The following is a 26,148-nucleotide window of genomic DNA, read 5'->3' as shown; positions in this document are numbered from 1 at the left end:
GGCGAAATGACGTTCGGGGCAGCCCTGCTGCCCTGATCATGAACGGGCTCCTGTCCCAGCTCGCACGGGCACGGGAGCCCGCTCTCCGGGCGGGACGGGGACTCCCACCGGGGCGGGGAGAACTGCGGTCCTGGGGGGATCGAGATGCATCACGGAACACCACCGCACTGGGGTGCTGCGCTGTCGCCTGCTGCGCGCAGCGTGTGGGCGAAGCACGACCCGAAGCCGGCGAAGTGGCTCCCGCTCTGGAGGCACATGGCCGACTCGGCTGCGATGGCGGAGCGCTTATGGGACGAGTGGACGCCGCACAACGTGCGCAGGCTCGTCGCGGAGAGCCTGCCTGGCGCGGACGACGACGCAAGGTTGCTCGTGGTGTGGCTGGCGGCCATCCACGACATAGGCAAAGCAACGCCGGCCTTCGCCTGTCAGGTGGAGCAGCTGGTCAGCGGCGTGACGTCGACAGGCCTGGCGATGCCTACCGCCAAGCAGCTCGGGGACGACCGCAAGCGCGCTCCGCACGGGCTGGCCGGCCAGGTCATCGTGGAGGAGTGGCTGGAGGAGAAGGGATGGTCCCCCCGGGCGGCAACGGCCCTCGCTGTGGCAGTCGGCGGCCATCACGGTGTGCTTCCCGGGCACGAGCACTTTCACTCCCTGCGTCAGCACCCAGAGCTGCTGCGGACACCCGGTCCGAGCGAACGGCTCTGGGGTGATGTGCAGACCGAGCTCTTGGAGGCGTGCACTGCGGCCTATGGCGTTCAGGACCGGCTGTCGCACTGGAAGTCGGTCAAACTGCCACAGCCCGTTCAGGTCGTGTTGTCAGCCCTCGTGATCCTGGCGGACTGGATCGCCAGTAACTCGGACCTCTTCCTGCTCTATCCCGAGGAACAACACCGCAGCGACACAGAGCGCATCGAAGCCGCGTGGCGCGGTATCGAACTGCCGCCGCCCTGGTCGCCGCCGACGGTGACGGACAGTGCGCAGGCCATTTTCGAAGCGCGCTTCGCGCGCCCCGATATCCGGCCTCTTCAGGAGGAGGCCGTTCGGCTGGCACATGCAGCCCCCACCCCGGGTCTGATGATCATCGAGGCGCCGATGGGAGAAGGGAAGACCGAGGCCGCGCTCGCGGTCGCAGAGATCTTTGCCTCCCGTACACGCGCCGGCGGCTGCTTCGTGGCATTGCCGACGAGGGCCACGGCCAACGCGATGTATGGACGCCTGCGCAGCTGGCTGAAACACCTCCCCGGTGATGAAGTCCGCACCGTCTCCCTCGCCCACTCCAAGGCTTTCCTCAACGACGACTTCGCCCAGGATCTGCGCGCCGGTGCCCGCACGATTGCAGCAGTCGACCTCGATGGCACACCAACAACCCATCGTTCCGCTCGTGATGACCAGTGCGCTGCATCGTCTGTTCTGGTCGCACACCAGTGGCTGCGGGGCCGCAAGAAGGGCATGTTGGCGCCGTTCGTCGTCGGCACCATCGACCAGCTGCTGTTCGCCGGGCTCAAAAGCAGGCACCTTGCACTGAGGCACCTCGCTCTGGCAGGCAAGGTCGTCGTGATCGACGAGGTCCATGCTTACGACGCATACATGAACGAGTACCTTGAGCGAGTTCTGTCCTGGCTCGGCCACTACAAGGTTCCGGTCGTCATGCTGTCGGCCACCCTGCCTGCCGCCCGCCGCCACGCCCTTGCCCTCGCCTATGCCGGTACGACGGACGAGCCAGATGCGCTGCCGCAGAGCAGCGCCTACCCCCTGATCAGCCTCATCTCCGGGGGCCAAGAAGCGATCGTGGGTACTCCGCCGGCCGCCGTCGACCGCCGCACTGCGATCACCCTGGAGCGGCTTGACGACGGACTGGGCGCCCTCGCCGACCGCCTCGAACGTGAACTTGCGGAGGGCGGCTGTGCGCTGGTGATTCGCAACACCGTCGACCGAGTGCTGAGAGCGGCGGAGGTCCTGCGCGAACGCTTCGGACCGGATGCGGTGACGGTGGCCCACTCGCGGTTCATCGACGTGGACCGGGCCCACAATGACGAGAAGCTCGTCGCCAGGTTCGGTCCCGGCGGTGACCGCCCGACCGGTCCGCACATCGTTGTGGCAAGTCAGGTTGCCGAACAGTCGCTCGACATCGACTTCGATCTCCTGGTCACCGATCTGGCCCCGGTCGACCTGGTTCTGCAGCGCATGGGGCGCCTGCACCGGCACCACCGAGGTGAAGGGCAGTGTGACCGCCCAAAACGGCTTCGGACCGCCCGGTGCCTTATCACGGGCGTCGACTGGGAAGCTGGGCCGCCGGCCCCTGCCGACGGATCGGTCGCGGTGTACGGCAGGCACGCACTCATGCGCTCCCTGGCGGTGCTGCGCCCTCACTGGCGCGGACTTCCCGTGAATCTCCCCGAGCACATCAGCGCGCTGGTGCAGAGCGCGTACGGAGATTCGACACCTCATGTGCCCGACAGCTGGGCGAGCGCCATGGAAAGCGCCCGCACCGCACACGAGCAGGCCATGGCAGAGCAACGCCGACAGGCGCAGGCATTCCGAATCGACGAGGTGCGCAGGCCGGGACGCTCCCTCATCGGTTGGATCGACGCCGGCGTCGGTGACGCAGACGACACTCGGGCAGGCCGAGCCCAGGTCAGGGACAGCGAAGAGTCGCTTGAGGTTCTTGTCATTCAGCGTCGCCGTGACGGCACGTACGCCACGCTGCCATGGCTGGACCGTGGGCTGGGGGACCGGGAGCTTCCGGTCGATGCCGTGCCGCCACCGCGCGCTGCTCTGGCCGCTGCCGCAAGTGCGCTGCGGCTCCCGTACCACTTCAGCAAACCCTGGCTCATCGATCGCGTGATCAGCGAACTGGAGCTGTTCTGCCCCGAGGCCTGGCAGGCCAAGGAGAGCCACGTGCTCGCCGGGGAGCTGTTCCTCGTGCTCGACGAGGACTGTCAGACCCGCCTGGCAGGCTTCGAGCTTCATTACAGCGAGACCGACGGCCTGGAGGTCACTCCAGCCGGCACCAAGGATGTGAAGTTGGTGAAAGGCGTGCCCTGTTTTGATCTCGTTTCCCGTCCGTGGCTACCCGTCCAGTTATGCGACGGATCAGCGGCGGAGCTCTCCCTGAAGGAGGTCTTCGCCCGCGCCGCCGACATCCGGCGGCTCGTGGGTGACGTTCCCACGCAGGAGTTCGCTCTCATGCGGCTGCTGCTGGCCATCCTCCACGATGCGGTGGACGGCCCCCAGGACATTGACGCCTGGCAGGACCTGAGCGAGAGCCCGCACCCGCTGGCTGCCGTCAGCTCCTACCTCGACCGCCACCGGGAGCGGTTCGACCTCCTCCACCCGACCCAGCCGTTCTTCCAAGTGGCGGACCTGCGGACGCAGAAGAACGAGGTGGCTTCGCTGAACCGGATCGTGGCCGACGTCCCGAACGGCGACCCCTTCTTCACGATGCGCCAGCCCGGTGTCGAGCGGCTTACGTTCGCCGAAGCTGCTCGCTGGCTCGTCCACGCCCAGGCTTTCGACACCTCCGGGATCAAGTCCGGGGCGGTGGGTGATTCGCGGGTCAAGGGAGGCAAGGGGTATCCGCAGGGTGTCGGATGGGCGGGAAACATCGGCGGCTTGTTCGCCGAGGGGGACGACCTACAGCAGACTCTCCTCCTCAACCTCGTTGCCTTCGACTCCTCCACCCTCATCACGGACAAGGACGACCGTCCCGCCTGGCGCCGCGAGCAGTGTGGTCCGGATGTGCAGAGCGACCTTGCTGCCAGGCCCACCGGCCCCCGCGACCTTTACACCTGGCAGTCCCGCCGTATTCGCCTCCACCACGACAGCCAGGCGGTCCACGGGGTCGTGCTCTCCTACGGAGATCCCCTGCCCGTGGCCGATGCCCACCGACGCGAACCGATGAGCGGCTGGCGTCGAAGCGTCCCGCAGGAGAAGAAGCTCGGCCGCACTCCGGTCTACATGCCGCGCCAACACGACCCCGCCCGCTCCGCCTGGCGCAACCTCGCATCCCTCCTTGCCTCCGCCACGGAAGAGCAGCCTGCCCAGCGAGGCGAACCCGCCCCGTACCTCCGGGCCGGAATCCTGAAGTGGATCGCCGAGCTCACCCATGAGCGCCTCCTCCCACGTGATCTGCTGATTCGTCCTCGCCTGATCAGCGCGGTCTACGGAACACAGCAGTCGGTGATCGACGAGGTCGTCGATGACGGGTTTGCCATGTCCGTGGCCCTGCTGCACGAGCGCGACCAGCGCTATGCCCGGCAAGCCATCGCGGCAGTCGAGGACAGCACGAAGGCCGTCAACGCTCTGGGAGACCTCGCCGCAGACCTGGCAGAGGCCTCTCGACGGTTTACCGAGGCGCCGCGGGACACGGCACGCGACCTGGGCTTCGGCCTGCTCGATGGCCCGTACCGCCAATGGCTGGCCGGCCTCGGCAGCGTAGAGGAACCCATCGATGCCCGCGCTGCCTGGCAACGCACGGCGTACTGGGTTCTCCGCCACGCGGCCACAGGACTCATCTCCGAGGCCAACGACACCGCCTGGCTCGACAACGCCCGCTCGGAACGCATCTTCCATGCACGGCTCAACAAGGCCCTCCCCCTGCGGGTCACCACGCCAAGCGACCCAGCCTCGGCAGAGGGGAAGGCCGTCCTCAGCAAGGAGACAGTCCAATGACGGAGACCGCGCCGCAGATTCCGGCGCCCGCGCCACCACAAGATCACAAGCAGGTCCAGGCTGCAGGTAAGGGAAACGAGTACGGACAGCTGCGTCAGGCCGTTGCCCAGCGCATTCGCATCCTCCAGCACGACTACCGCAACGACGGCTCGCAGGCCGTACAGGCCCTGGCGCGCCTGCGCAGGGGCATCGGCCGGCAGGCAACCGAGACGCCGGAGCTGTGGGGACTGGTGGGCATGGAGCAGTTCTACGCGGCTCAGCCGCAGGGACGTCGCATGGACGAGGCAGAGGCGCTGCGCGCCGAACGGGCCGCTCATGTCGCCGTGACCCTCTGGGCCCTGCACCAGCAATCCAACCGGACGAAGCGCATGCACGTGGAGGACGGCGCTTCCTTGGGCACAGCCGTACGACGCCTGATGTCAGGCACCGACTCCGACGAGCCGATCCGTAAGCGGCTCGTCCGCGCGGGTACGGCGACGACGTTCGACGTGCTCGCTCAGCGGCTGCGCGAGCTGGTTGTGCTCCTGCGCACGGCCGAGATTCCCCTCGACTACGGCCTCCTCGCCGAGCACCTCGACCGGTGGCAGCTGCCGGGCGGCCCCAGCAAGGTGCGCCAGACATGGGGGCGCAGCTTCCACTCATACCGGCCACCGACCGACCCCGGCCCGCAGAAGAGCGCAGCACCCGGAAAGCCCGAGATCGACGCCAGCCCGAACGACACCAAGGACGAGACATGAGCCGCACCATCCTCGACGTACACATCCTGCAGACCGTTCCCCCGAGCAACATCAACAGGGACGACACGGGTGCCCCCAAGAGCGCTGTCTTCGGAGGGGTACGCCGTTCCAGGGTGTCCAGCCAGGCCTGGAAGAAGGCAACCCGAAACGCCTTCGAGGAACTGCTGGACCCCGCAGAACTCGGTGTGCGAACGAAGAAGGTAGTGGACGCCCTAGCGCAGCGCATCACCGCACGCGAGGTGTCCCTGACGACGGAGCAGGTATGGCCGATGGCGGCCGAGATCATCCAGGTGGCCACCGGCGCCAAGATCGAGGCCCCAACGCGCAAGAGCAACACAAAAGGCGCCAAGGGGGACCCGGGCGACGAGGCGCCAGAGCCACAGGCTCCCCAGTCCTCGTACCTGCTCTTTCTCAGTGCCCGCCAGCTTGACATGCTCGCCGACCTGGCCATCGAAGGCCTCGCCAAGACGTCTGAGCCGAAGGTCTTCCTCAAAGAAGCCGAGGTGAAGGCGCGGGCCAAGAAAGCGGCGGCCACCCGGCACTCCGTCGACATCGCTCTCTTCGGGCGGATGGTCGCGGACAACACCGACATCAACGTCGACGCCGCTGCCCAAGTCGCCCATGCCCTGAGCGTGCACCCCGTAGACCTAGAAGCCGACTACTTCACCGCGGTAGACGATCAGAACAGTGACGCCGAGCCCGGAGCAGGGATGATCGGGACGATCGATTTCAACTCGGCCACCCTCTACCGCTACGCCGCAGTCGACATCGACCTGCTGGCCAAAAACCTGGATGCCGGCCTGACCGATGAGGAGCGGAAGACCAGGGATCCTGTGCGCCGAGCAGTCGAAGCCTTCATCGAGGGCTTCACCCTCTCCATGCCCACCGGGAAGCTGAACACGTTCGGCAACAACACGCTCCCTGACGCCGTCGTCGTCAAGCTGCGCTCCGCGCGACCGGTCAGTTTCGTCGGGGCTTTCGAGACGCCGGTGGCCCAGCAGGGCTCCATGGAAGGCCACGTGCGGGCGGCCTGTGAGGCCCTTGCCGCGCACATCCCAGCGGTCGAAGATGCCTTCGGTGCAGCTGCAGACCACACCTGGATCGTGCGCGTGGGCGAGCAGACCCGGGCCCTGGCTCCGCTTGGCGACCAGGTCAACCTGCGCGAGCTCGTAGCCGCGGTGGGCGAGGCCGTCACGGAACGTCTGGGGAAGCGAGGATGAGCGTCCTCACCCTACGGCTGGCGGGCCCCCTCCAGGCTTGGGGGTCCTCCGCCCGTTTCGCCCGCCGCACCACGGAGACGGCACCGACGAAGAGCGGCGTGCTCGGCATGCTCGCTGCCGCCCTGGGCCGACAGCGCACCACTGACCTGTCTGACCTTGCCGCACTCTCCTTCGCCGTGCGGATCGACCAGCCGGGTACTCGTGTACGGGACTTCCAAACCGCCCGCCACGCTGATACCGGAAAGGCGATGCCCGTCTCGGAACGCTTCTACTTGGCCGACGCGGTATTCGTCGCAGCAGTCGCAGGCGAAGACAGTTTCATCCGTGCCCTCCACGAAGCTGTAAGGGCCCCCGCCTACCTCCCGTACCTGGGACGGCGGTCCTGCCCACCACAAGGCCCCGTCGATCTGGCTGTCACAGACGGGGACGACCCGGCTGCGGCACTGCGCGACGAGCCGTGGCAGGCCGCCGCTTGGCACCAGGAACGCCACCATAAACAGGCGTTGGTTTCCCTGAACATCCTGGCCGATGCCTCCGCGGGGGATCTGACCGGAACAGCTCTTCGGGATCAGCCACTCAGCTTCGACCCCTCGCACCGGCGCTACGCCCTGCGCAGCGTCGTGGCAACCTCAGTTGACGTGCCGAACCCGCGGTTCCAACCAGACAAGCAGCCGCGCAACGCGGGCCGACGCCAGGTGCCTGCCCCTCGTCACACACCTGAAGCCCACCTCACGCAGCTACCCTCACAGCCCCCGCTGGACGGTCACTGATGTACCTGACCCGATTCCGAATCAACACCGCGCGCGTCGGCTCACGCCACCTCCTTGCATCCCCCCAGCGCATGCACGCCGCTGTGATGTCATCCTTCGCCGGCGCACTGCCCAGCGAGGAGAACTCGACGCGCATACTGTGGCGCCTCGACCGCAATTCCCGCGCGGAGGTCCAGCTCTTCATCGTCAGTGAGGAGCGTCCCGACCTCACCCATCTTGTGGAACAAGCCGGCTGGCCCACAACGGCCTCATGGCAGACCTACGACTACAAGACGTTCCTCGATTCCCTCGCCAAGGGCAGCACGTGGGACTTCCGCCTGACGGCGAACCCCGTCCATCACGTACGCCGCACCCCGGACGAAGTTCGCAAGCGAACAGCGCATCGCACCCCTCGCCACCAAATGGCATGGCTGCTGGAGCGGCAGCAGAAGGCCGGCTTCCGGGTCCTGGAAACCCCCGCGGAGCGCCGCCGGCTCGCACAAGGTGACGAACACCAACTCATGGTCCGCGACGAGCAGCGACACCGTTTTGGCAAGACAGAGGTCATCACGGGCCGGGCTCACCGGGTGCCGCTGGTGACGGTGACCTTCGACGGCCGACTGGAAGTCACTGACCCGACCCTGTTGCGGCGCACCCTGACGCTCGGCCTGGGCAAGGCCAAAGCGTACGGCTGCGGCCTGATGACCCTTGCGCAGGGACGGTGAAAGGTGACCACTGTTGCCCAGCGCCGTGCCTCGTCTCCACGCGAGCTGACGCGCGTCGCAGAGCGGATCTCCTTTCTCTATCTGGAGCGGTGCGTCGTCCACCGAGACCAGAACGCCATCACAGCGGAGGACGCCGACGGCATCACTCACATCCCCTCGGCCACCATCGGCACCCTCCTGCTCGGGCCTGGGACGCGCATCACACACCAGGCGATGAGCGTCCTTGCCGAAAGCGGTGCAGCCGTCGTCTGGGTGGGTGAGCACGGTGTGCGTTATTACGCCGGCGGACGAGCCCTCAATCGGTCCTCAGCTCTCGTCGAGGCGCAGGCCACTCGCTGGGCCAACCGCCGCACCCGCCTGGAAGTCGCCCGCGCGATGTACCGGCTGCGTTTCCCCGACGAAGACCCTGCCGGGCTGACCCGACAGGAACTGCTGGGCCGCGAAGGACGCCGCCTGAAGGAGTGCTACCGCCGCGAAGCCGAGCGCACTCGTGTGCCCTGGCGCGGCCGCCAGTTCGTCCCCGGCGACTTCAGTGCCGGCGACGCTCCCAACCAAGCCGTCACCGCGGCCGCCCAGTGCATGTACGGCGTCGCCCACGCGGTAGTCGCTGCGCTCGGCTGTTCGACTGGCCTGGGCTTCGTTCACTCAGGGCACGAATTGTCCTTTGTTCTGGACATCGCCGACCTCTACAAGACGGAGATCGGCATCCCCGTCGCCTTCGACGTCGCAGCCGAAGGCGAACAGGACGTCGGCTCCCGCACCCGCCGGGCCCTTCGCGACGCAATCAACAGGAGCCGCCTGCTTGACCGCTGCGTAAACGACATCAAATCGCTGCTCCTCCCTGACGGGCCGCCCGCCGTCCCGGATGGAGGAGAGGACGTGGTCATGCTCCAGTCGGACCGTGATGCCGCTGTAGCCGCTGGCCGGAACTACGCCGACGAGGTGACCTGGTGACGGTCATCGTCCTGACCCAGTGCCCGGTCGGTCTCCGAGGCTTCCTGACCCGCTGGCTCATGGAGATCTCGCCGGGAGTCTTCGTCGGAGGGCCGTCCGCCCGGGTCAGGGCGACGCTTTGGGAAGAGGTGAAGCAGTACGCCGGGATCGGACGAGCCCTCCTTGCCTACAACGCTGACAACGAACAGGGCTTTGCTTTCGAGACGCACGACCACAAGTGGCATCCGGTCGACCGTGAGGGCATCACCTTGATTCACCGCCCTAACGACCGCGTTACTCGGCAACCGTCACCATCATCAGGCTGGAGCAAGGCAGCCAAGCGGCGTCGCTTCGGCAGCCGATAAGTGGCTAATGCTCAACTATGTCGCAATTCTCGAAAGTGAGTAAAAAGGAGCCCTGTCGGCTAAGAACCTGCAGCTCACGAAGCCTGCTCCCCGGACCCGCGGGGATGACCCCAAGAAGGCGCATTGGTGGAGCGGCGACATCGACTGCTCCCCGCACCCGCGGGGATGACCCCTATTTCGGCCATTCGGGTGGCCAACACGCTGACTGCTCCCCGCACCCGCGGGGATGACCCCACCGGGAGCATGGTCGCGCCGAAGTTCCGGCCCTGCTCCCCGCACCCGCGGGGATGACCCCTCCCTCCCCGGACGCTCCAAGGCCGGAGTCGGCTGCTCCCCGCACCCGCGGGGATGACCCCACTTCGGCGACCGGCACGCCTTCCTTGCGGAGCTGCTCCCCGCACCCGCGGGGATGACCCCGGCTACGCCTACTACACGGGCGCGGTGTACTTCTGCTCCCCGCACCCGCGGGGATGACCCCACCAACTCCGGCGGTGCATACCAGGGGGACGGCTGCTCCCCGCACCCGCGGGGATGACCCCAGCATCAGCCCGCGCCACCCACCCCCACCCGACTGCTCCCCGCACCCGCGGGGATGACCCCGCGGCCGTGGCCAGCATCGGCACCGACGAGAACTGCTCCCCGCACCCGCGGGGATGACCCCGAGACCGGCATGCACGACATCAAGAACATCTTCTGCTCCCCGCACCCGCGGGGAGGACCCCGCCGCCGACGTTGCGGGACGTCTCGGTGTACTGCTCCCCGCACCCGCGGGGATGACCCCGGTCTGCGGAGAGGCTCGGTCGAGTATCCACACTGCTCCCTGCAACCGCGGGGATGACCCCCACCCCCGCACTCCCGAATCAGGTACGCCCGGCTGCTCCCCGCACCCGCGGGGATGACCCCGCCCCCCGCCGGTCAGGCAGCCCCTGGCCCAGACTGCTCCCCGCACCCGCGGGGATGACCCCACGTTCACGAAGTCGGAGGAGGAGGAGACCACCTGCTCCCCGCACCCGCGGGGATGACCCCAACATCGAACTGGGCCCCGAGTTCACCGTCGACTGCTCCCCGCACCCGCGGGGATGACCCCATCACGTCGAGCGCGCCCTCGGTCTTGCCGGACTGCTCCCCGCACCCGCGGGGATGACCCCGACGACGTGACGAAGGCGCTGCTCAACATCGCCTGCTCCCCGCACCTGCGGGGATGACCCCACCCGGCGCGTCTGCACCGTGGCGGACGCGTCCTGCTCCCCGCACCCGCGGGGAATGACCCCTCGACGAGTTCGTGGAGGATCACGACAGGTCCTGCTCCCCGCACCCGCCCGGATGACCCCCACACCGCGGCCGCGGACTCCCACGAGTCGTACTGCTCCCCGCACCCGCGGGGATGACCCCGGCCCCCGGTGGTGCTAGAACACCGACCGAGGCTGCTCCCCGCACCCGCGGGGACGACCCCATGCCGGGTTAGTCGGACGGGGCAGGCCCTCCTGCTCCCCGCACCCGCGGGGATGACCCCGTCCGCGTCCCCCGCCCTGAGGGATTGGCGGAACACGAGGACTGCTCCCCGCCCGCGGGGATGACCCCTCCACAGAGGACGCACCGCAACCTGCACTGGGCTGCTCCCCGCACCCACGGGGACGACCCCTGGCCGGTGGCCCGGGCGACGATGCCCGGTAACTGCTCCCCACACCGGCGGGGATGACCCCACCACGGCCCATAATCCGGTCGGACTCGACAACTGCTCGCCGCGGCCGCGGGGATGACCTCAACTTCGACGCGCTCGGCGCCTGCGCCGGGTTCTGCTCCTCGCACCCGCGGGCATGCCGGCTGCATGAGTACTGCTCCATGCCAGGCGTCGGACGGCGGGCCTTCGCAAGGCTCATGCCAATAGACCTCAAGACGCCTGGAGACGTCCTCCGCAACCTCGAACAAGTGCGCTTCGTCACTGTTGCCGACAGTCGGGACAGCAGAACGTTGCCGTCCCACTGAACGGATCAGATCCACCTTCCTGTCACTGTCGGGCGACATCGGATTGTCACTCGCCGACGACACGAGATGTGTCAGTGGCTTGAGGTTCCGGGTGTCGGGTGGCCGCGGTCTTCGGCCTCTTGCGTCGTGTCACGATTCGGTGAAACCCGTCCAGGCCCGCTGCCCCCGCTCGCCGGGGGCGTATCGCCGCGGGCGCGGAGTCCTCAGTTGGCTTGGGGGCGGATGAATTGGCCGACGGCTCCCACCGGTACACCTTCCGGATTGTTGGTGACGTCGAACTGCGCCACATCGACTGTGGTGACCTGTCGCGCTCCAGTTCTCCCGGGAGGTTGCCGCTCACAGGATCCCTGACTGCGGCTGGCCGCGCCGCACCAAACTCTGGTGCGGTACGCACTACGCACGGTGGCGCGCGGGCGGCGACACAGGCGAGGAACGGCGCATCCGCGACAGCAGGCAGACATGCATCGGAGAGTGACCGTGGCCCCCGGCCTGCCCGGGGGGAAGGCAGTCCCCAATCCGAGTGTCATCAGAACTTCGGCCTGGCACGCCATCCGGCCGGTGTAGGGGCGCCCCCCTACCGTGTCGCCATGACGATGCTGACCAGCTTCCTCGACCACCTCAGCACCGTCCCCGCCCCGATCCCCTCTGTCACTCTGGCATCGAACCAGAGCCCCAGCTCTGGGAATCCTGTCTGGGTGACGCTCCTCGTGGGTCTCGCCGGTGCCTTGCTCGCTGGCGCAGGAGCGTTCGCCGGTGCTTGGCGCTCTTCAAGAGTCCTCCGCCAGAACACTGAAAGAACCCTGGAACACGAGCGGACTCGCCTGCTCAACGAACGCTTCAGCACCGCGGCCGAACTCCTCGGCCACAGCGAGGCAGCCTGCCGCCTCGCCGGCGTCCACGCCATGGCCGGACTCGCCGACGATTGGACCGAACGCCGACAAACCTGCATCGACGTTCTCTGTGCCTACCTGCGCATGCCCTACCCACAAGACCCCGAAGAGGACACACCAGCTGGCGAAGACCCAACCGGACAAGCCAACCGCGAAGTCCGCCTCACTGTCATCCGGACAATCCGTGACCACCTCCTACCCGCCACCCCACCCGAGACGGCCTGGAGCGGATACGACCTCGACTTCACTGGCGCCGTCTTCGATGGCGGTGACTTCTCTAACGCCAGCTTCTCCGGCGGCAAGGTGCGTTTCACCGGTGCCACGTTCTCCGGCGGCACGGTGAGCTTCTACGGCGCCACGTTCTGCGGCGGCGCTGTGGGCTTCTACGGCGCCACGTTCTCCGGCGGAGAGGTGAACTTCCGCGGAGCCACGTTCTCCGGCGGCACGGTGAATTTCCGCGGAGCCACGTTCTCCGGCGGAGAGGTGAACTTCCGCGGAGCCACGTTCTCCGGCGACGAGGTGAACTTCGGCCGCGCCGAGTTCTCCGGCGGCGAGGTCTCCTTCTACGGAGCCGAGTTCTCCGGCGGCGAGGTGAGCTTCTACGGCACCAAGTTCTCCGGCAGCGTGGTGAACTTTTACGGCACCGAGTTGTCCGCAGGCGAGGTGAACTTCGGCCGCACCACGTTCTCCGGCGGCGCGGTGAACTTCCGCAGCACCACGTTCTCCGGCGGCGAGGTGAGCTTCCACGGCGTCAAGTTCTCCAGCGGCGAGGTGAGCTTCTACGGCGTCAAGTTCTCCAGCGGCGAGGTGAGCTTCTACGGCGTCAAGTTCTCCAGCGGCGAGGTGAACTTCAAAGGCGCCAAGTTCTCCGGTGCCTGGGTGACATTCCATGCAGCACAGTTCGATGGCGGTGTCGTCGACATGCGAGACGTGGCAACCTGGTCGAGGCCTCCATTCTTCGACGACGGCCTCCTAACAGCCCCACCCGCAGGACTACTCCTGCCAGGCCCGCTGCCCAAGCCGAAACCTTGAAACCGCGGACGGCGGCTCGCCCCGTCAGGGGCAACCTGGATGCCGATCCCCGCGGTCCACTGCCGCTACTCGGGGCGAGTGGGTCGCCGACGCCGTCGCCCGGCGGAAGAACCCCCGCCCCGAGATCCGCGGCTCCAGCCAGCCGAGGCCGAGGTACTCCTCCGCGTCTGGGTCGACGGCGGCATCGACACGAACGACGCCGCCCAGCGACATCCCAGGACGTCCGGCTTTCGCGCCCGCGTGCTTCCGGCGCCGCGGCTGTGCGCCTGGGCGCACTCGGTCCGCGGCGGTAGGCCGGAAGCATGCCGACGCGACATCCGTATCCGAGTGATCTGTCCGATGCCCGCTGGGAGTTGATCGAGCCGGTCCTTGCGGCCTGGCGTTTCGAGCGCCGTGGCAGGGCCCTGGACTTCGGCCGGCCGCCCGAGCACGACCTGCGCGACATCATGGACGCGATCTTGTACGTCGACCGGACCGGGGTCCAGTGGCGCTACCTCCCACACGACTTCCCGCACTGGAACACGGTCTACGGGTACTTCGCCAAATGGGCGGACGAGGGCGTGTTCGCCCAGCTCAACGGTCTTCTCCGGCAGCTGCTGCGGGAGAAGGAGGGACGAGACGGCGAGCCGTCGGCCTGCGTGATCGACGCACAGAGCGTCAAGACATCTACCAGCGTTCCCACCGCCGGCCAGGGCGTCGACGCAGCGAAGAAGATCGTCGGCAGGAAGCGGAGCATTGTCACCGACACGCTCGGACTCCTCCTCGCCGTGCTGGTCACCGCGGCCAGCGTGCAGGACTCCATCGCCGGCACCCGCCTCCTGGACCAGGTCGCCGCCGACCACCCGGGCATCCGCAAGGTATGGGTCGACGGCGGCTACCGCCAGCACCTCGTCGAACATGCCGCCACCCTCGGCATCGACATGGAAATCACCGCCCGCAAGCCCGGAACCAGGGGATTCACCCCGATCCCGAAACGGTGGGCGGTCGAGCGCACCTACGGCGGCTGGCTCATGCTCCACCGCCGCCTGGCCCGCGACTACGAAACCCTGCCCACCCGCTCCGAAGCCGTGATCCACCTCGCCATGACCGACCTCATGGCCCGCCGTCTCACCGGCGAGAACACCATCTCCTGACGCGACCCGACGAAGACCACCAAACGCCCCATCCAGGGATGAAACCTCGGACGAAAACGACCTCTTATGACGCCGAGTGAGCAGCCAGAGAGTGGTCGCCCGGTGAGCACTGCGAGGCTGTCGGCTGCACAGGCCGTTATGTCACATGCGGCCGTTCTACGCGAGGCTGCCTCCACGTACCGGTACCGGTACAACCTACAGGCGTCAGCACATGCCAGCTCCACTTGCGATCCGGGTTCCACCTGTCATAAGCGGTGCCGCTGAGAAAATTGTTCCTATCCAGGCTGCCCGAGTACACATAGGCACTACCCTTCATCGGCGTGCCTGTGATTGCAAAGTTAACCCCAGTGCCGGAGACCGTCCCCTGTACAATTCCTTGCCTACCGGGTGTTTGCGGCGCACCATGATGCTCATCCGTAACCCTTCCAGAAATGTGCTGCGTACCACCGGCGCTCGCGTCAGCATGACTGCGACGCTGGACCGAAGCAAACCGGAAGTTAGTAGAAAGCGGCTCCAGGTCGTTGACGATGGTGACGTCGTTGAGGTCGGGGAACCCGATAAAACATATGGCCGGTGCGCTCGTGAGACTATCGGCCGTCGCTGTAGACGTTGCGGTGGCAGCACTTGGTGCAGCAATGGCCAGACCGCCTGCGAGCCCAGCAGCGAGGGCGACCGCCGCAATATTCCTTGAGGCGGCTCTATAGACGAGTCTGCGGCGCATAATCCGCCCCTCTCCCGGCTTTCATGCGATCGTAGTCATCGAAGAGTTCCGCATTACAACATGAGTTGTGAGTCAAGGTTTTCAACGTCATCCCGGATTCGGGCGATTATCTTTAAGCGTGGGGCCCGGGTCTTGTTCTTCTTTGCGGCGTCATCTGAGGCAGTCCTGATACTGAAGTAAGGATGCCGTGATAGCGGTCAGCGGACTGAGCACACCCGACATGGTGGCCGTTTGGGCCTCACCCTTTGCCATATATGCGGCCACCACGGCAAATCCCGATGACGACGACATCCCAGCGATTAGGGCTAGAAGGCCAGCCTTCGACGACGGGTCTTCGCTTAGAGCACGGGCTCAGTTAAGTCATTGTCTCGCAGGACGCTCCCGTTTGCATTCCGAAGCGGCTCATGCTGCTTCGATCGTTGCCTCATGGGGGCTCAGCGGCAGAATCAGACCCGAAGAGGCACCTTCAGTTTCTGAGCGAACCACAAAGAGGCGCTCACACTCCCTTACAGGGGGTGTGGGCCCACGGGCCGTCACCCGTCATCGGCGCACGAGCACACGTAAACCCGGCCGTTCAGGCTTCCTAGCTGCATCTCTAGCGCACCGCGTCACTATGCCGCGTCGCCCTCGTCCTCCAGCGACTTCGCAATCTTCGCGTTGGCGGCTTCCTCATGGCCGTCGATGCATCCGTGGTAGCGGCGGTTGATGACCTCCGGCGTGTTTCCGACGCGGCGGGCCACCTCAGCGATGGGCACCCCGGCGTTCAGCCACCCCGTGATGCACGCGTGCCGCAGGTCGTACGGGCGCCCGGCCAACGGCGAATCGAGCCGCTGGGGCGGCAGGGCATTAGTTGTCGGAATCGAGAAAAGATGTGGGAGCACCCAGGTATCGTCGATCTGCGATCAAGGATATCTAGCTGGACGGATGCCGGGGCGGGGGTGGAGTCGTGGGGTATGCGACGCCCATCTACGCCCGCGCACAGGTCGACTACCGCCTCGCCGAGGACTGCGGGTGTGACCGCGTTGAAGATGCCCAGGTCGAGCAGCGGCTTGCCGGGCAGAGCACGCTGCGGTGGATCGGCAGTGGCCTCGCCGAGGTAGGGCTCGCTTTCGAGGACCCGGTCGACCCGGACATCGCGCATGCCGTGATGGACGGGCGTGACTGGCGCACCGGAGCGCGGCTCGTCGTTCGGAAGCAGGAGCTCGATCCGCGGGGCAAGGTCGTCGCCCGAGTGCTGCTCGACGCGGTGAACGCGGAAGCGGCCGCGGCCGGGATGTCGGGGCCCGCCTACCTGGGCAGGCCTGCGTTGGCGAAGCGGTTCGAGCGGGCCGAGCGCGGGCTGCGCCGCGATGGCGAGCGGCATCTGATTCCAGTGGCTGACGCCGAGCGCCTTGCCGCGGCCGCCGGCCTCTCCTTAGCCGGGCTGTACGGGGAGAGCACCGTCGCTGAGGCCCGCCGGTTTATGCACCACCACATCGAAGTCGGCCTGCGCGGCGTGGACATCACCCTCGACCTGCCGAAGTCCGTCTCCGCCGTGTACGGGCTCGCAGGCCCCGAGCTTGCTGCCGCCATGGAGGAGGACTGGCTCGCCTCGGTCGGCGAGGCGGCCGCCGCGCTGGAGGAGTGGACCGCGTACGGCATGACCGGCCACCATGGTGACGGTGCCCAGGCCCAGCGGATCACGACATCGGGCCTGATCGGATGGACCACCCTTCACCGTTCCGCGCGGCCCGTCGACGGCTCGCCCGGCGACCCGCACCTGCACGTCCACGTCAACATCGCGCACATGGCCCGGTGCGCCGACGGCGCGTGGCGCACGATCGCCTCAGGCGCGGAAGACCTCCACCGCTACGCGCACCTCACCAACGAGGTCGCCGAGGGCCGGCTGCGCGCCCGCCTCATCGAACGCTACGGGGCCCGCTTCGTGCGTTCCGCGCGCACCGGTGCCTGGGAGCTCGCCGGTGTCGGCGAGGAGCTGTGCACCGCGTTCTCCCGCCGGCACCGTCAGGTCGTGGCGGTGGCAGGAGAGGGAGCATCTCGGGAGCAGCAGAAGGCCGCGGCGCGGGCGACGGCGGAGAGCAAGGAGGAGACGGCGCCTGGTGCCCCGCGGGAGGGTTGGCGGGTTCGCGCCGCAGCGTTACTTGGAGGCGCGGGGGCGGTTGACGTGATGGTGGCGGCCGCGCTGCCCGCCTGGGGCGGACCCGCGCCGGACCCGTACGCCTCTGTGGGCGGCGGTCCGCGGATGCCGGGGCCGGAGGAGATCGCCGCGCAGATCTGGGACGTCGAGCGCGGGCTGGCCGTAGGGCGAAGGGCCGTCTCCCACGTACACGTCATGGCGGCCGTCGCGCAGACTCTGCCGCGCCTTCGGTCGGCGGCGGAGTTGGCGGCGTTGACGGACGAGGTGTTGGCCGTGCGCGGGCACGCCGTACGGGTGACAGACTCCCGGCGGGGACACCGCACCCACCGGCAGCGTTACACCCACGGTGCGATCATGGCCGCCGAGCGGGCCGTCACCGCATGCACCACAGCCGGCTTCGCGCGCGGCCTGGCCCGGGTCACCGCCGAGGCCGCGGAGATGGCCGTAGCCGCCGTCGAGGTCGCGAACTCCACCGCCGAGCGCCCCTTCGTCTTCAGCGCCGAGCAGCGCGCCGTGGTCATGCGGCTGTTGACCGCCGGGCACGCCGTCGACGCGGTGGTCGGAGTTCCGGGAGCGGGTAAGACCGTCCTGCTGGAGGCGGCCCGCGCCGCGTGGGAGGCCGCGGGCCTGCGCGTCGCCGGAGCATCGGTCGCTGCCACCGGCGCCGCGAACCTGGCGGCCGTCACCGGGGGTGCGTCCGGCACGGTCGCCGCCTGGACCCGCGATATCGGTGAGGGGCGTGGTCTGCAGGGAGTGGGGGTCCTCGTCATCGACGAGGCCTCGATGGTCGATGACCGGGCACTGGCGGTGCTCCTGGAGCATGCCGCCTCGACCGGCACGAAGGTGGTGGCGGTCGGCGACCTGCTGCAGGGGCGCGCGGGAAGGGCCGGTGGGGCGTTCGTCCGCATCCACGAGGTTGTGGGCGGTCCGCAGCTCACCGAAAACCGGCGCCAGCGCGACGTCGTCGAGCGTGCCGCCCTCCAGGACTGGAGCGACGGCGGCCGCACCACCGCTCTGGCTGCGTTCGCCCGCCACGGCCGCGTCCACGCCGCGGACACCGCCACTGACGCCCTCACCGCCCTGCTCGGCGCCTGGAACACCGTCCGCGCCCGGTGGGAAGGCGACCCGCACGGTCAGCTCGGCGGCCTGCTGATGCTCGCCGCCCGGCGCGCGGACGTTGCAGCCCTGAACGAGGGAGCGCGCGCCGCTCTCGTGGCGGCCGACGAGCTGGCGCGGGGACGTACGTACGCGGTGGCGGGCGGAGAGAGGCGGTCCTTCGCGCCTGGTGACCTCGTCCACGTCCACCGCAACGACTACCGCACTCACCGCGGCGGCGGCGTCGACGCCCTCTACGGCTTCCGGGGAGTCGTTCTGGACGTACGCGAGGACCACGGTGTGCTCGTACAGGGGCGCCGGCGCCGGCCTTCGGGAGGGTTCGCGCTTCACGAAGCGTGGATGGGTCCCCGCGACATCGCCGCGGGCCGCCTCACGCACGCGTACGCGATGACGATCGCCTCCGCTCAGGGTCTGACGACTGAAGTCACCCTTGCCTACGGGCTCCACGCCGACTCACACAGCGTTCACACGGCCCTCTCCCGGGCCCGCGAGGAGAGCCGCCTTTACCTGCCGCTCGACGAGCTAGAGGACTACCCGACCCGAGCCAGGCTCGGGCGGGCCCGTTCCGAGGCTGAACGCGTGGAACGCGCGGTCGCTGCGTACGGCCGGCTGCTGGCGACGGACTCGGACGATTTCATGGTCACCGACGAACTCGCCCGGCCCCAGAGGCTGCCTGCCGCCGGCAATCAGCTTGAGGGGCTTCGGACGCCGGGAGCCACGGGCGGGGTTTCCGCTGTCCCACCCTGGACCGAGCGCCCGTACGGGCACGTCGTCACGGGCAACCTGCTCCGGTATGCCGAGGCCGCCGAGCAGGCTGCTCGGCAGGCGGCTGACCGAGCCACCCGTTACGAGGAACAGGCAGCCGACCTCGCGGCAGTCCTCGGCACGGACCGGGCACCGGGACGCGCGGTGTACAGACGGCTCGTTGAGAGGCTCGACCTCGTCGAGGAGCGGCTGCTGCGTGCCGGCCAGGCCGAAGAACAGGCTGCCGTCCTTGAGGAGCGCATGGCGGCGCTGTACGAGACCAACGGGACGGAGGCCACGCTGGAAGCCAAGGCCCGTACCCGGGCCGCTCTCAGGCGGAGCGCGCTCACCTTCCAGCGCTCCGGCCTGCTGGAGGCGGCCGACGCCCTGGCCGGGCGCATCGCCGAGCGCACCGTCGAGATCCAGGCACTGACCCAGAAGAGGACGCTCCTGCAGGGCGAGGCCAAGCAGCTGCGTGAGCAGGCCAGGGAGCAGCAGGCCCACCTGGCAGGCCGGGGAGTAACTGCCGCAGCCGTCGCCCAGACCATCGCCGACCTCCGGGCCGGACTGCCCGCCACCCTGGCCCGGCTGGAGCAGGCCGATACCGACCGGTGCGCTGAGCTGGCGCGCTCTGTCCGTACCGAGCGAGGTATCGAAGCCAAGCGAACAGTGGAAGCCGCGGGGCTGCGCGAAGAGGCCATGACGCGTGCCGGGCTCACCCCGCACGCGAATGCAGCCGAGGACGCGGGGCGGGCGGCAGCCGCTCGTCAGCGGGTAGTCTCCGACCTTGCCGACCGGGCGACCACGCCGACCCCGCGCACCCCGCCCTGGGCGGGCCCATCCCGCGGCGGCGGAGGCCTTGGCCGGTAGTGAGCCCGCGGGACGGCACGCACTGATGGGTGGACGGCGCGCCGGGTCGGTAGCTCCTCAGCCCTGGCGGGCTTGCGGTGCCCCGCCGGGGTGGCTGGACACCGTGGGCGTGTGCAGCCCGTCTCGCTGTTGAGGGCAAGTGGCGTGGCTGATACCGGACGTGGCTGGGGCGACCGCTGACCGACCTCGTCCGTCTGACCCGCCGCCTGGGCTGGCTTTCGGTGGTGCAGGTCCAGGCAGCTCGCAGCACTGAGACGGCCCTACCACCCGTGAGATCGGTGATGACCGCTTGCCGCCTCCGGCAGCCCGCTGCGAGGTCGCGCCGGCTCATGCCCGTGTTTGAATTGTGATTATTTCTCTGGAATGCCGTTCTCTGGGCAAGTACTCAGAAACGCTTCCGTCGTCCCCTAGAGTGGCAGGTCAGCAAGCCTGCTCCCCGCACACGCGGGGATGACCCCGATCGATGTCCGTCCTGTACAGGCCGCTGCCCCTGCTCCCCGCACACGCGGGGATGACCCCGTCTCGGTGCCCGTGGCCGTGGACCGGTACACCTGCTCCCCGCACACGCGGGGATGACCCCCGCTACACCCAGGCCGTGCACGAGGCCATGGACTGCTCCCCGCACACGCGGGGATGACCCCGCGCTGCCGGGCGGGTGGGTGTCGAGCCACCACTGCTCCCCGCACACGCGGGGATGACCCCAAGGGGCAGGCCGGCTCAGGGACGACCACGGTCTGCTCCCCGCACACGCGGGGATGACCCAGACTTCTACGACCACCTCCAGGACGGACGGCACAAGCTGCTCCCCCACACGCGGGGATGACCCCATGGGCGCTCTACCCGGACCACGGCACCATGCCTGCTCCCCGCACACGCGGGAATGACCCGGTCTTGATCGCGGCGACGACGCGATGGCGATCTACTCCCCGCACGCGCGGGGATGCCCCAACGCTGTATTGCCCCCAGCGCTGCCCTGCGGGCTGCTCCCCACGCGCGCGGGGATGACCCAGCCCACGAGGCAAGTGCCGACGGTGTGGTGTCAGCGCCGTTGGCCCGGGCGGCGGCCCGTCCCCAGCTGCCCGAGGTGGCTGCCAATGGTGTCGCGCACATACCCACGTGGCCAGGGGCTGGACGCCGAGCCGTCGGACCCGCGCATGCTGGAGATGGATGAGGGCGGCCAGCGCGGAGGCGGACCATGTGCAGGTAGCAGCCCACGGCTGACTGTTGGTTCCCGCGCAAACTGGCCAGGTAGCCGCGGACTTCCCGGATGTCGGCAAGGGCCGGGGTGACCGTGTGGCCGTCGACGGCCCGTGTAGTCCGCATCGAGCTGCTCGGCCAGCAGCACGGCCTTGTCGAGGTCTCCTTCTGCAGCGAAGGTGGCGATCGTGGCGATCCGTTCAGCCACCTCCGCCTCACGGGAACCGGAGCCGGAGGCTCAGCCGAGACCTTCCAGAAAGCGGGCGTCACCACCCCCCAGGGACCGAAGTTGTCCCCACTCACCAGCTCACCCGCGAACGGCCGGCCCTGGCCGGGGCCCGAGGGGTTCGCCCCCGCCCCGCCCATACGGGGAAACTCGCAGCCTCGCACGGCTTCGACCGGCGGCTGCCGACGGTCGATATCACCGGCGGAGCTCAGGGCGCCCAGGAGATCAACGGCGTCGTCTGGGATGTGCTCCCGTGGCTCCTGTCAGCGGCGTCCGGCTGAGCCGTGCCCTCGGCAGGGGCCACAGCATCGGCCCGCCTACATGACTATCGCGCATGCCGCGCCGTCCCGGCCGGGGGTGCAGGCGGGTCGTCCGGCCTCGATGGGGTCGTGTTCCCGGACCTGGTCTCCTACCTGCATACCGGTCTGGCTGGCGTGTTGCAGACCGTAGGTGGCCGGGGAGACGCCACGCGAACGGATTGCCGCGAGCCCGTCCGGCAATGACACACGGCTCCTGGTCGCGTCAGGCCGGCACAAGGCACCGGCACCCCGCTGGTCGGCGGGGGTCTCGTCGTTCCCGGGTCAGGCTGACCGCAGCAGCGGGCGGCCCCGCTCGTACACCTCCCTGGCGTGGGCATTGCCGAGGTGCGGGCGGAGGGAGGAGAGCATGGTCCTCACCCGGTCGTCGCACCGTCCGGACTGTACGAGCGGGTAGTCGTCCAGGACTCGGTGCCAGTCACGGCACGCCTCTTCCAGTCGCCCGATTTCCAGCTTCCGTTCTGCGATCATCGCGTTGTACCGCACACGGGTCCGGCGGTAGACGGGCTCCCTCAACCGATCCGCCAGCTCCATGGAATCGATCGACCCGGCGACGTCGCCCAGCTCGTACCGGACTTGTCCGATGTGGTAGTTCAGCGCCGAAGGGTCGTATGAGCCGAAGGCCTTCGCCCTCGACTCCGCCTTCTCCATCGCGGTCTCCGCTTCCTTGATCCGCATGAGGGCGCCGGTGCGGTCCCGGGTCTGGGCGGCGGCGTGGGCTTGCTGTCCGGTGAGGAAGGCGAGCATCCTCGGCCCGGCCTGCGGGGAGGCGGAAGCGGCGGCGTCGGCCAGGCGTAGCGCGAGGGGACCGTGACCGAGGTCTACGGCCTGAACGCTCATCCCGCGCAACGTGGTGCAGTACGTGAGGTGGTCACCTGCGGCTCCGGCCAGTTCGAGGGCCTTCATGTAGTACTGCTGGGCGAGGCCGTCCTGGCGCTCGTCCATCGCCATGTAGCCCGTGAGGTAGCAGTGATCGGCGGCGGCCGAGCGCAGCGCGTTCTTTGCGCTGTCGGAGGCGGTGGCCTTGAGTGCCGGAACGATGGTGTTCACGAGGAACGCGGCAGCCACGGGCCTTGCCATTCGGCCCCCGAATTTGTCGTCCATATCGCTTATGTGCTCGGTCATCGCGATGATCGTGTCAACGTCCGCCATCCCGATCCGGGTGTGGGGGTCGGCCTGGATCCGCTCAAGCCTGCCTTGTACGTCCGGCCAGCCCGGGATAATCGCAGCAGCCGAGAACAGTCCCGCGCGGAGAACACTCCTTCGTGAAGGGTCCATGTCTGCGCTCCCGAGATCGACCAGTCCAGCCACGGTATCCGGCGACTGATCCGAAAGCTCGGGCGATTCGGCGAAACCGGCCGTGCAGGCGGTGACGGGCCTGCCCAGCTTCCGTGACAGCGCTTCGAGGATCAGCGGCCGGACCGTCTTACGCGGCAACGTCCCGCCGAGCCACTTTGGAATGGCTGTCTCGTCGTAGCCGAAGGAGATGCCCACCTCGGCGCCCACGCGGTCGATGGCCCGGATGAACTGCCCCCGCGACCAACCGGTTTCGTCGAAGAGGGCCGCTAAGGCTGTGTTCGGTGTGCGTGCCGTCATTGTCGTCCCCCGAACTTTCACGGCTTTCACGGTCCAGTCCCGCTCCAACCGTACTCACTATCCGTGGCTGCCGGTTGACTGAACACCAGGCCGTCCCCACTGGGGCGGACGTCCCCCCAGCAGCGGGTCGCAGGCCCTTCCTCGCGCCGCGCTGCGGCCCGCTGCGTCCCCGTCGGACAGGAGCCAGGACATGAGCACCCCCCTCCCTGCCGTGCCGGAAGCGCGGGGCGAGCGGACGCACCCTCGCCTTGCACGATCCGAGCCCGCCGAACCGGCCGCTGTGGTTTTGCGCGGCCGGCGGTCGGGAGAAGGTCATGGGCCGCGCCCATTTCGAGACGGGGCTGGATGGACAGGCCACGGTGGGCGGATCGGTGGTTCCGGTTGGGCTGGCGACAGTGGATCTTGCAGGCGTTGACCGTGCTGATCGTGTTCGGACTGATGGTCGCGTACTGGTACGCGAGGGAGAGAGGGGACGATGACCATGGAGCACACAAGGGCGGAGGAACCGGGCCGGCTGCCCGTGTGCACGCCGCAGCAGGAGTTACGGGGAAGGCGGGTCCTGGAAGAACTGGAAACCTCCAAGGACCTTTTTGTCGATGCCGGCAACGAGTACCTTTCGGCGATTGGCGCCGGTGAGGCCCGCCCGACTTGCCAGGGCGGCACAGAGTGAGCAGGCTGCCGACCCTGTCGAACTCGCTTGGCTCGTCCTCCCCCGTGCCGGCTGACCCGATCGACGCCCTGCGCAAGCGCACCGCCTGGGACCGCTTCTACTCGGCATCGCATCCGCAGGAACACCTGCCCTTGACCATGTACGAGCTCGATGGCATCCAGCGGCACGTCCTCGGGGCGGGGATGAATACGGCTGTAGACGTGGGCAGCGGCTGGGGGGTGCTGGCAACGGCACTCGCCCGCGAGGGCCTCTGCACGACTGGCTACGACTGGTCGCCGGTTGCGGTAGAGCGCGCCCGCCAGACCTGGTCCGGCGAGAAGCGGCTGTCTTTCGAAGTTCACGACTTCCTGACGGGCAACGCACCTCAGGCACTGGTGCCGGGCGGCGTGGACGTATTGGCCTGCCGGCTGGTGCTGCCGTACCTCGATGTGCACCGCTTCATGACGGACGCCCGACGCTGGGTCAGGCCCCGGACGGGCGTCGTCTACGTGGTGGTGCAGGTATGGGAAAAGCAGCCCGATGGCTACTTCCGCGGCTACCCGAACGAGCTGATCGAACAGCTGCGGAAGGGGTGGCTGCACACAGAACGCTGGGATCTGGACTGGTCGAGCGAGTTCACAGCCCTGGCGCTTACCGGCCCGACAGGCTACTGAGCCACATCACCGAGGGGGTTTGCGCCAGTCATCAGGGGCTGTCGCGCCTTGCGGCGCGTACCCGGGCGCCGGGACGGCGGCCTGCTGGCGTCGCCGCACACCGTCCCACCCCCACCGCAGTTCTCCACGTGCGGTGTCCCGGCCCACGACCCGCTGAGGGGCTGGCGGGCGGGGGCTTCCAACCACTCCACCACGACAAGAAGACAGGTAGCCGAATGACCCATGGTGCAACTGCCTCCCCCGAGGCGCTGCGTACCGCAATGGTGGACCAGCTCGTCAGGGCGGGCACCATCCGCAGCAAGGCGGTCGAGGCCGCTTTCCGGACCGTTCCCCGTCATGCTTTCGCCCCGGAGGCAACGCTCGTCCAGGCGTACGCCGCCCACGATGCCGTGGCCACGAAGAAGAACGAGCACGGCATCGACGTCAGCTCCGTCTCGGCCCCCGACGTCCAGGCATTGATGCTGGAGCAGGCTGAGATCCAGGCGGGAATGCGGCTCGGTGAGGTCGGCTCCGGTGGCTACAACGCGGCTCTGATGGCGGAGGTGGCAGGACCGGACGGCTCGGTCGTCACCATCGACATCGACCGTGACGTTACCGACCGCGCCCGACGGCTGCTGGACGCGAACGGGTACGAGGGGGTTCGGGTCGTCCTCGCGGACGCCGAGCACGGCCTCCCCGACGCCGGCACTCTGGACCGGCTGATCGTGACCGTCGGGGCCTGGGACATCCCCCCTGCATGGACGGATCAGCTTGCAGAGGACGGCCGGCTGGTCGTGCCGCTGCGCACGCGCGGCCTGACCCGCTCGATCAGCTTCGACCGCGACGGCGACCGCCTCGTTTCCCGGTCCGCCGAGGTCTGCGGATTCGTCACCATGCAGGGCGAGGGCGAGCACATCGAGCGCCTGCTGCTGATCCGGGGCAAGGAGATCGGGCTCCGCTTCGATGAGGGATGGCCGGCCGACCCCGACGCCCTGAACGGCGTGTTCGACACCGACCGGGTGGAGAAATGGACGGGGGTCACCGTCGCGCCGGGCGAGCCCATCAAGGGCATGCAGATGTGGCTGGCTTCGGCCCTCGACGGATTCTGCCTGATGTCCGTGGACACCGAGATGGACACCGGCCTCGTCGCCCCGCAGAACAAGCGGGCGAACATCACCCTCCTCGACGGCGACTCCCTCGCCTACCTGGCCATCCGCCGGACCGGGGACGGCGCCGAGTTCGGCGTCCACGGCTACGGGCCGAATGCGGCAGAGGTGGCCGACGCCCTCGCCGAGGAGCTCCAAACGTGGGATCGCGATCACCGGCAGGACGAGCCGGTCATCTACGTCTACCCGGCCGGCACCCCCGAGGCCGACCTGCCCCCCGGGCGGGTCATCACCAAGCGGCACCGCCGCATCGTCATCTCCTGGCCCCAGGAGGGCCAGGTCAGCAAGAGCACCATCACCGAGAAGGGGAAGTGA

General features: G+C 68.4%; 15 protein-coding genes, 1 pseudogene and 2 CRISPR repeat arrays. Of the genes and pseudogenes, 14 read left to right on the top strand and 2 right to left on the bottom strand.

Annotated elements, in window-relative coordinates; all coding sequences use genetic code 11:
* Positions 1 to 144: 144 nt before the first annotated feature.
* From casA to ABZ128_RS10420, 9 genes are all read left to right on the top strand, one after another.
* Positions 145 to 4,671, top strand: a complete 4,527-nt coding sequence (casA, locus tag ABZ128_RS10460) for a type I-E CRISPR-associated protein Cse1/CasA (RefSeq protein WP_356847403.1) — start codon at positions 145 to 147, stop codon at positions 4,669 to 4,671.
* Complete coding sequence (gene casB, locus ABZ128_RS10455; protein WP_356847402.1) at positions 4,668 to 5,408, top strand: type I-E CRISPR-associated protein Cse2/CasB; 741 nt, start codon at positions 4,668 to 4,670, stop codon at positions 5,406 to 5,408. The genes casA and casB overlap by 4 nt, the downstream gene beginning before the upstream one ends.
* The gene (cas7e, locus tag ABZ128_RS10450) at positions 5,405 to 6,628 is read left to right on the top strand and encodes a type I-E CRISPR-associated protein Cas7/Cse4/CasC (protein WP_356847401.1); all 1,224 of its coding nucleotides are present in this window, start codon (positions 5,405 to 5,407) and stop codon (positions 6,626 to 6,628) included. The genes casB and cas7e overlap by 4 nt, the downstream gene beginning before the upstream one ends.
* Positions 6,625 to 7,398: a type I-E CRISPR-associated protein Cas5/CasD gene (gene cas5e / locus ABZ128_RS10445; protein ID WP_356847399.1), complete on the top strand. Its 774-nt coding sequence runs from the start codon at positions 6,625 to 6,627 to the stop codon at positions 7,396 to 7,398. Before cas7e ends, cas5e begins: the two co-directional genes overlap by 4 nt.
* Positions 7,398 to 8,102: a type I-E CRISPR-associated protein Cas6/Cse3/CasE gene (gene cas6e / locus ABZ128_RS10440; protein ID WP_356847398.1), complete on the top strand. Its 705-nt coding sequence runs from the start codon at positions 7,398 to 7,400 to the stop codon at positions 8,100 to 8,102. The genes cas5e and cas6e overlap by 1 nt, the downstream gene beginning before the upstream one ends.
* Before the next feature lie 3 nt (positions 8,103 to 8,105).
* A complete protein-coding gene (cas1e, locus tag ABZ128_RS10435; RefSeq protein ID WP_356847397.1) occupies positions 8,106 to 9,056 on the top strand; it encodes a type I-E CRISPR-associated endonuclease Cas1e in 951 nt (316 codons plus the stop codon).
* Positions 9,053 to 9,400 (top strand): type I-E CRISPR-associated endoribonuclease Cas2e, encoded by a 348-nt coding sequence (gene cas2e, locus ABZ128_RS10430; RefSeq protein WP_356847396.1) that lies wholly within the window; start codon positions 9,053 to 9,055, stop codon positions 9,398 to 9,400. Before cas1e ends, cas2e begins: the two co-directional genes overlap by 4 nt.
* An 83-nt stretch (positions 9,401 to 9,483) precedes the next feature.
* A CRISPR array of direct repeats spans positions 9,484 to 11,225; the repeat unit is 29 nt; unit sequence CTGCTCCCCGCACCCGCGGGGATGACCCC.
* A gap of 748 nt (positions 11,226 to 11,973) precedes the next feature.
* Positions 11,974 to 13,308 (top strand): pentapeptide repeat-containing protein, encoded by a 1,335-nt coding sequence (locus ABZ128_RS10425; RefSeq protein WP_356847394.1) that lies wholly within the window; start codon positions 11,974 to 11,976, stop codon positions 13,306 to 13,308.
* A gap of 302 nt (positions 13,309 to 13,610) precedes the next feature.
* On the top strand, positions 13,611 to 14,441 hold the full coding sequence (locus ABZ128_RS10420) for an IS5 family transposase (protein WP_356847393.1): 831 nt from the start codon (positions 13,611 to 13,613) through the stop codon (positions 14,439 to 14,441).
* 1,332 nt (positions 14,442 to 15,773) lie between these two features.
* On the opposite strand, the gene ABZ128_RS10415 is transcribed toward ABZ128_RS10420, so the two are convergent.
* Positions 15,774 to 16,043: a hypothetical protein gene (locus ABZ128_RS10415; RefSeq protein ID WP_356847392.1), complete on the bottom strand. Its 270-nt coding sequence runs from the start codon at positions 16,041 to 16,043 to the stop codon at positions 15,774 to 15,776.
* A gap of 65 nt (positions 16,044 to 16,108) precedes the next feature.
* On the opposite strand from ABZ128_RS10415, the gene mobF reads away from it, so the two are divergent.
* Together mobF and ABZ128_RS10405 are read left to right on the top strand one after the other, a co-directional pair.
* Positions 16,109 to 20,029, top strand: a complete 3,921-nt coding sequence (gene mobF / locus ABZ128_RS10410) for a MobF family relaxase (RefSeq protein ID WP_356847390.1) — start codon at positions 16,109 to 16,111, stop codon at positions 20,027 to 20,029.
* 429 nt (positions 20,030 to 20,458) lie between these two features.
* Positions 20,459 to 21,037: direct repeats of the CRISPR family, unit length 28 nt; unit sequence CTGCTCCCCGCACACGCGGGGATGACCC.
* Between the two features lie 576 nt (positions 21,038 to 21,613).
* Positions 21,614 to 21,727: pseudogene (locus ABZ128_RS10405) on the top strand (UDP-N-acetylglucosamine--N-acetylmuramyl-(pentapeptide) pyrophosphoryl-undecaprenol N-acetylglucosamine transferase); the annotation flags it as partial.
* A 306-nt stretch (positions 21,728 to 22,033) separates the two neighbouring features.
* On the opposite strand, the gene ABZ128_RS10400 reads toward ABZ128_RS10405, so the two are convergent.
* Positions 22,034 to 23,365 (bottom strand): tetratricopeptide repeat protein, encoded by a 1,332-nt coding sequence (locus ABZ128_RS10400; RefSeq protein WP_356847424.1) that lies wholly within the window; start codon positions 23,363 to 23,365, stop codon positions 22,034 to 22,036.
* 475 nt (positions 23,366 to 23,840) lie between these two features.
* Here ABZ128_RS10400 and ABZ128_RS10395 point away from each other — a divergent pair, with 475 nt between their 5' ends.
* From ABZ128_RS10395 to fxlM, 3 genes are all read left to right on the top strand, one after another.
* Positions 23,841 to 24,035 carry a hypothetical protein gene (locus ABZ128_RS10395; protein WP_356847388.1) on the top strand — a complete coding sequence of 65 codons (195 nt, stop codon included), beginning with the start codon at positions 23,841 to 23,843 and terminating at the stop codon, positions 24,033 to 24,035.
* Positions 24,032 to 24,688 carry a class I SAM-dependent methyltransferase gene (locus tag ABZ128_RS10390; protein WP_356847387.1) on the top strand — a complete coding sequence of 219 codons (657 nt, stop codon included), beginning with the start codon at positions 24,032 to 24,034 and terminating at the stop codon, positions 24,686 to 24,688. The genes ABZ128_RS10395 and ABZ128_RS10390 overlap by 4 nt, the downstream gene beginning before the upstream one ends.
* A gap of 215 nt (positions 24,689 to 24,903) precedes the next feature.
* Positions 24,904 to 26,148 (top strand): methyltransferase, FxLD system, encoded by a 1,245-nt coding sequence (fxlM, locus tag ABZ128_RS10385; protein ID WP_356847385.1) that lies wholly within the window; start codon positions 24,904 to 24,906, stop codon positions 26,146 to 26,148.

The sequence above is a fragment of the Streptomyces sp. NPDC006326 genome, assembly GCF_040612915.1.
Taxonomy (GTDB): Bacteria; Actinomycetota; Actinomycetes; order Streptomycetales; family Streptomycetaceae; genus Streptomyces.
The sequence above is the reverse complement of the archived record's forward strand: the minus strand, read 5'-3'. Positions and strand labels throughout refer to the sequence as shown.

Excerpts from the sequence above, each read along its gene's own strand:
- fxlM (WP_356847385.1), top strand. The coding sequence starts at position 24,904 with ATGACCCATGGTGCAACTGCCTCCCCCGAGGCGCTGCGTACCGCAATG.
- cas6e (WP_356847398.1), top strand. The coding sequence starts at position 7,398 with ATGTACCTGACCCGATTCCGAATCAACACCGCGCGCGTCGGCTCACGC.
- casA (WP_356847403.1), top strand. The coding sequence starts at position 145 with ATGCATCACGGAACACCACCGCACTGGGGTGCTGCGCTGTCGCCTGCT.
- cas7e (WP_356847401.1), top strand. The coding sequence starts at position 5,405 with ATGAGCCGCACCATCCTCGACGTACACATCCTGCAGACCGTTCCCCCG.
- ABZ128_RS10420 (WP_356847393.1), top strand. The coding sequence starts at position 13,611 with ATGCCGACGCGACATCCGTATCCGAGTGATCTGTCCGATGCCCGCTGG.
- casB (WP_356847402.1), top strand. The coding sequence starts at position 4,668 with ATGACGGAGACCGCGCCGCAGATTCCGGCGCCCGCGCCACCACAAGAT.
- cas5e (WP_356847399.1), top strand. The coding sequence starts at position 6,625 with ATGAGCGTCCTCACCCTACGGCTGGCGGGCCCCCTCCAGGCTTGGGGG.
- ABZ128_RS10400 (WP_356847424.1), bottom strand. The coding sequence starts at position 23,365 with ATGACGGCACGCACACCGAACACAGCCTTAGCGGCCCTCTTCGACGAA.
- ABZ128_RS10425 (WP_356847394.1), top strand. The coding sequence starts at position 11,974 with ATGACGATGCTGACCAGCTTCCTCGACCACCTCAGCACCGTCCCCGCC.
- ABZ128_RS10395 (WP_356847388.1), top strand. The coding sequence starts at position 23,841 with ATGACCATGGAGCACACAAGGGCGGAGGAACCGGGCCGGCTGCCCGTG.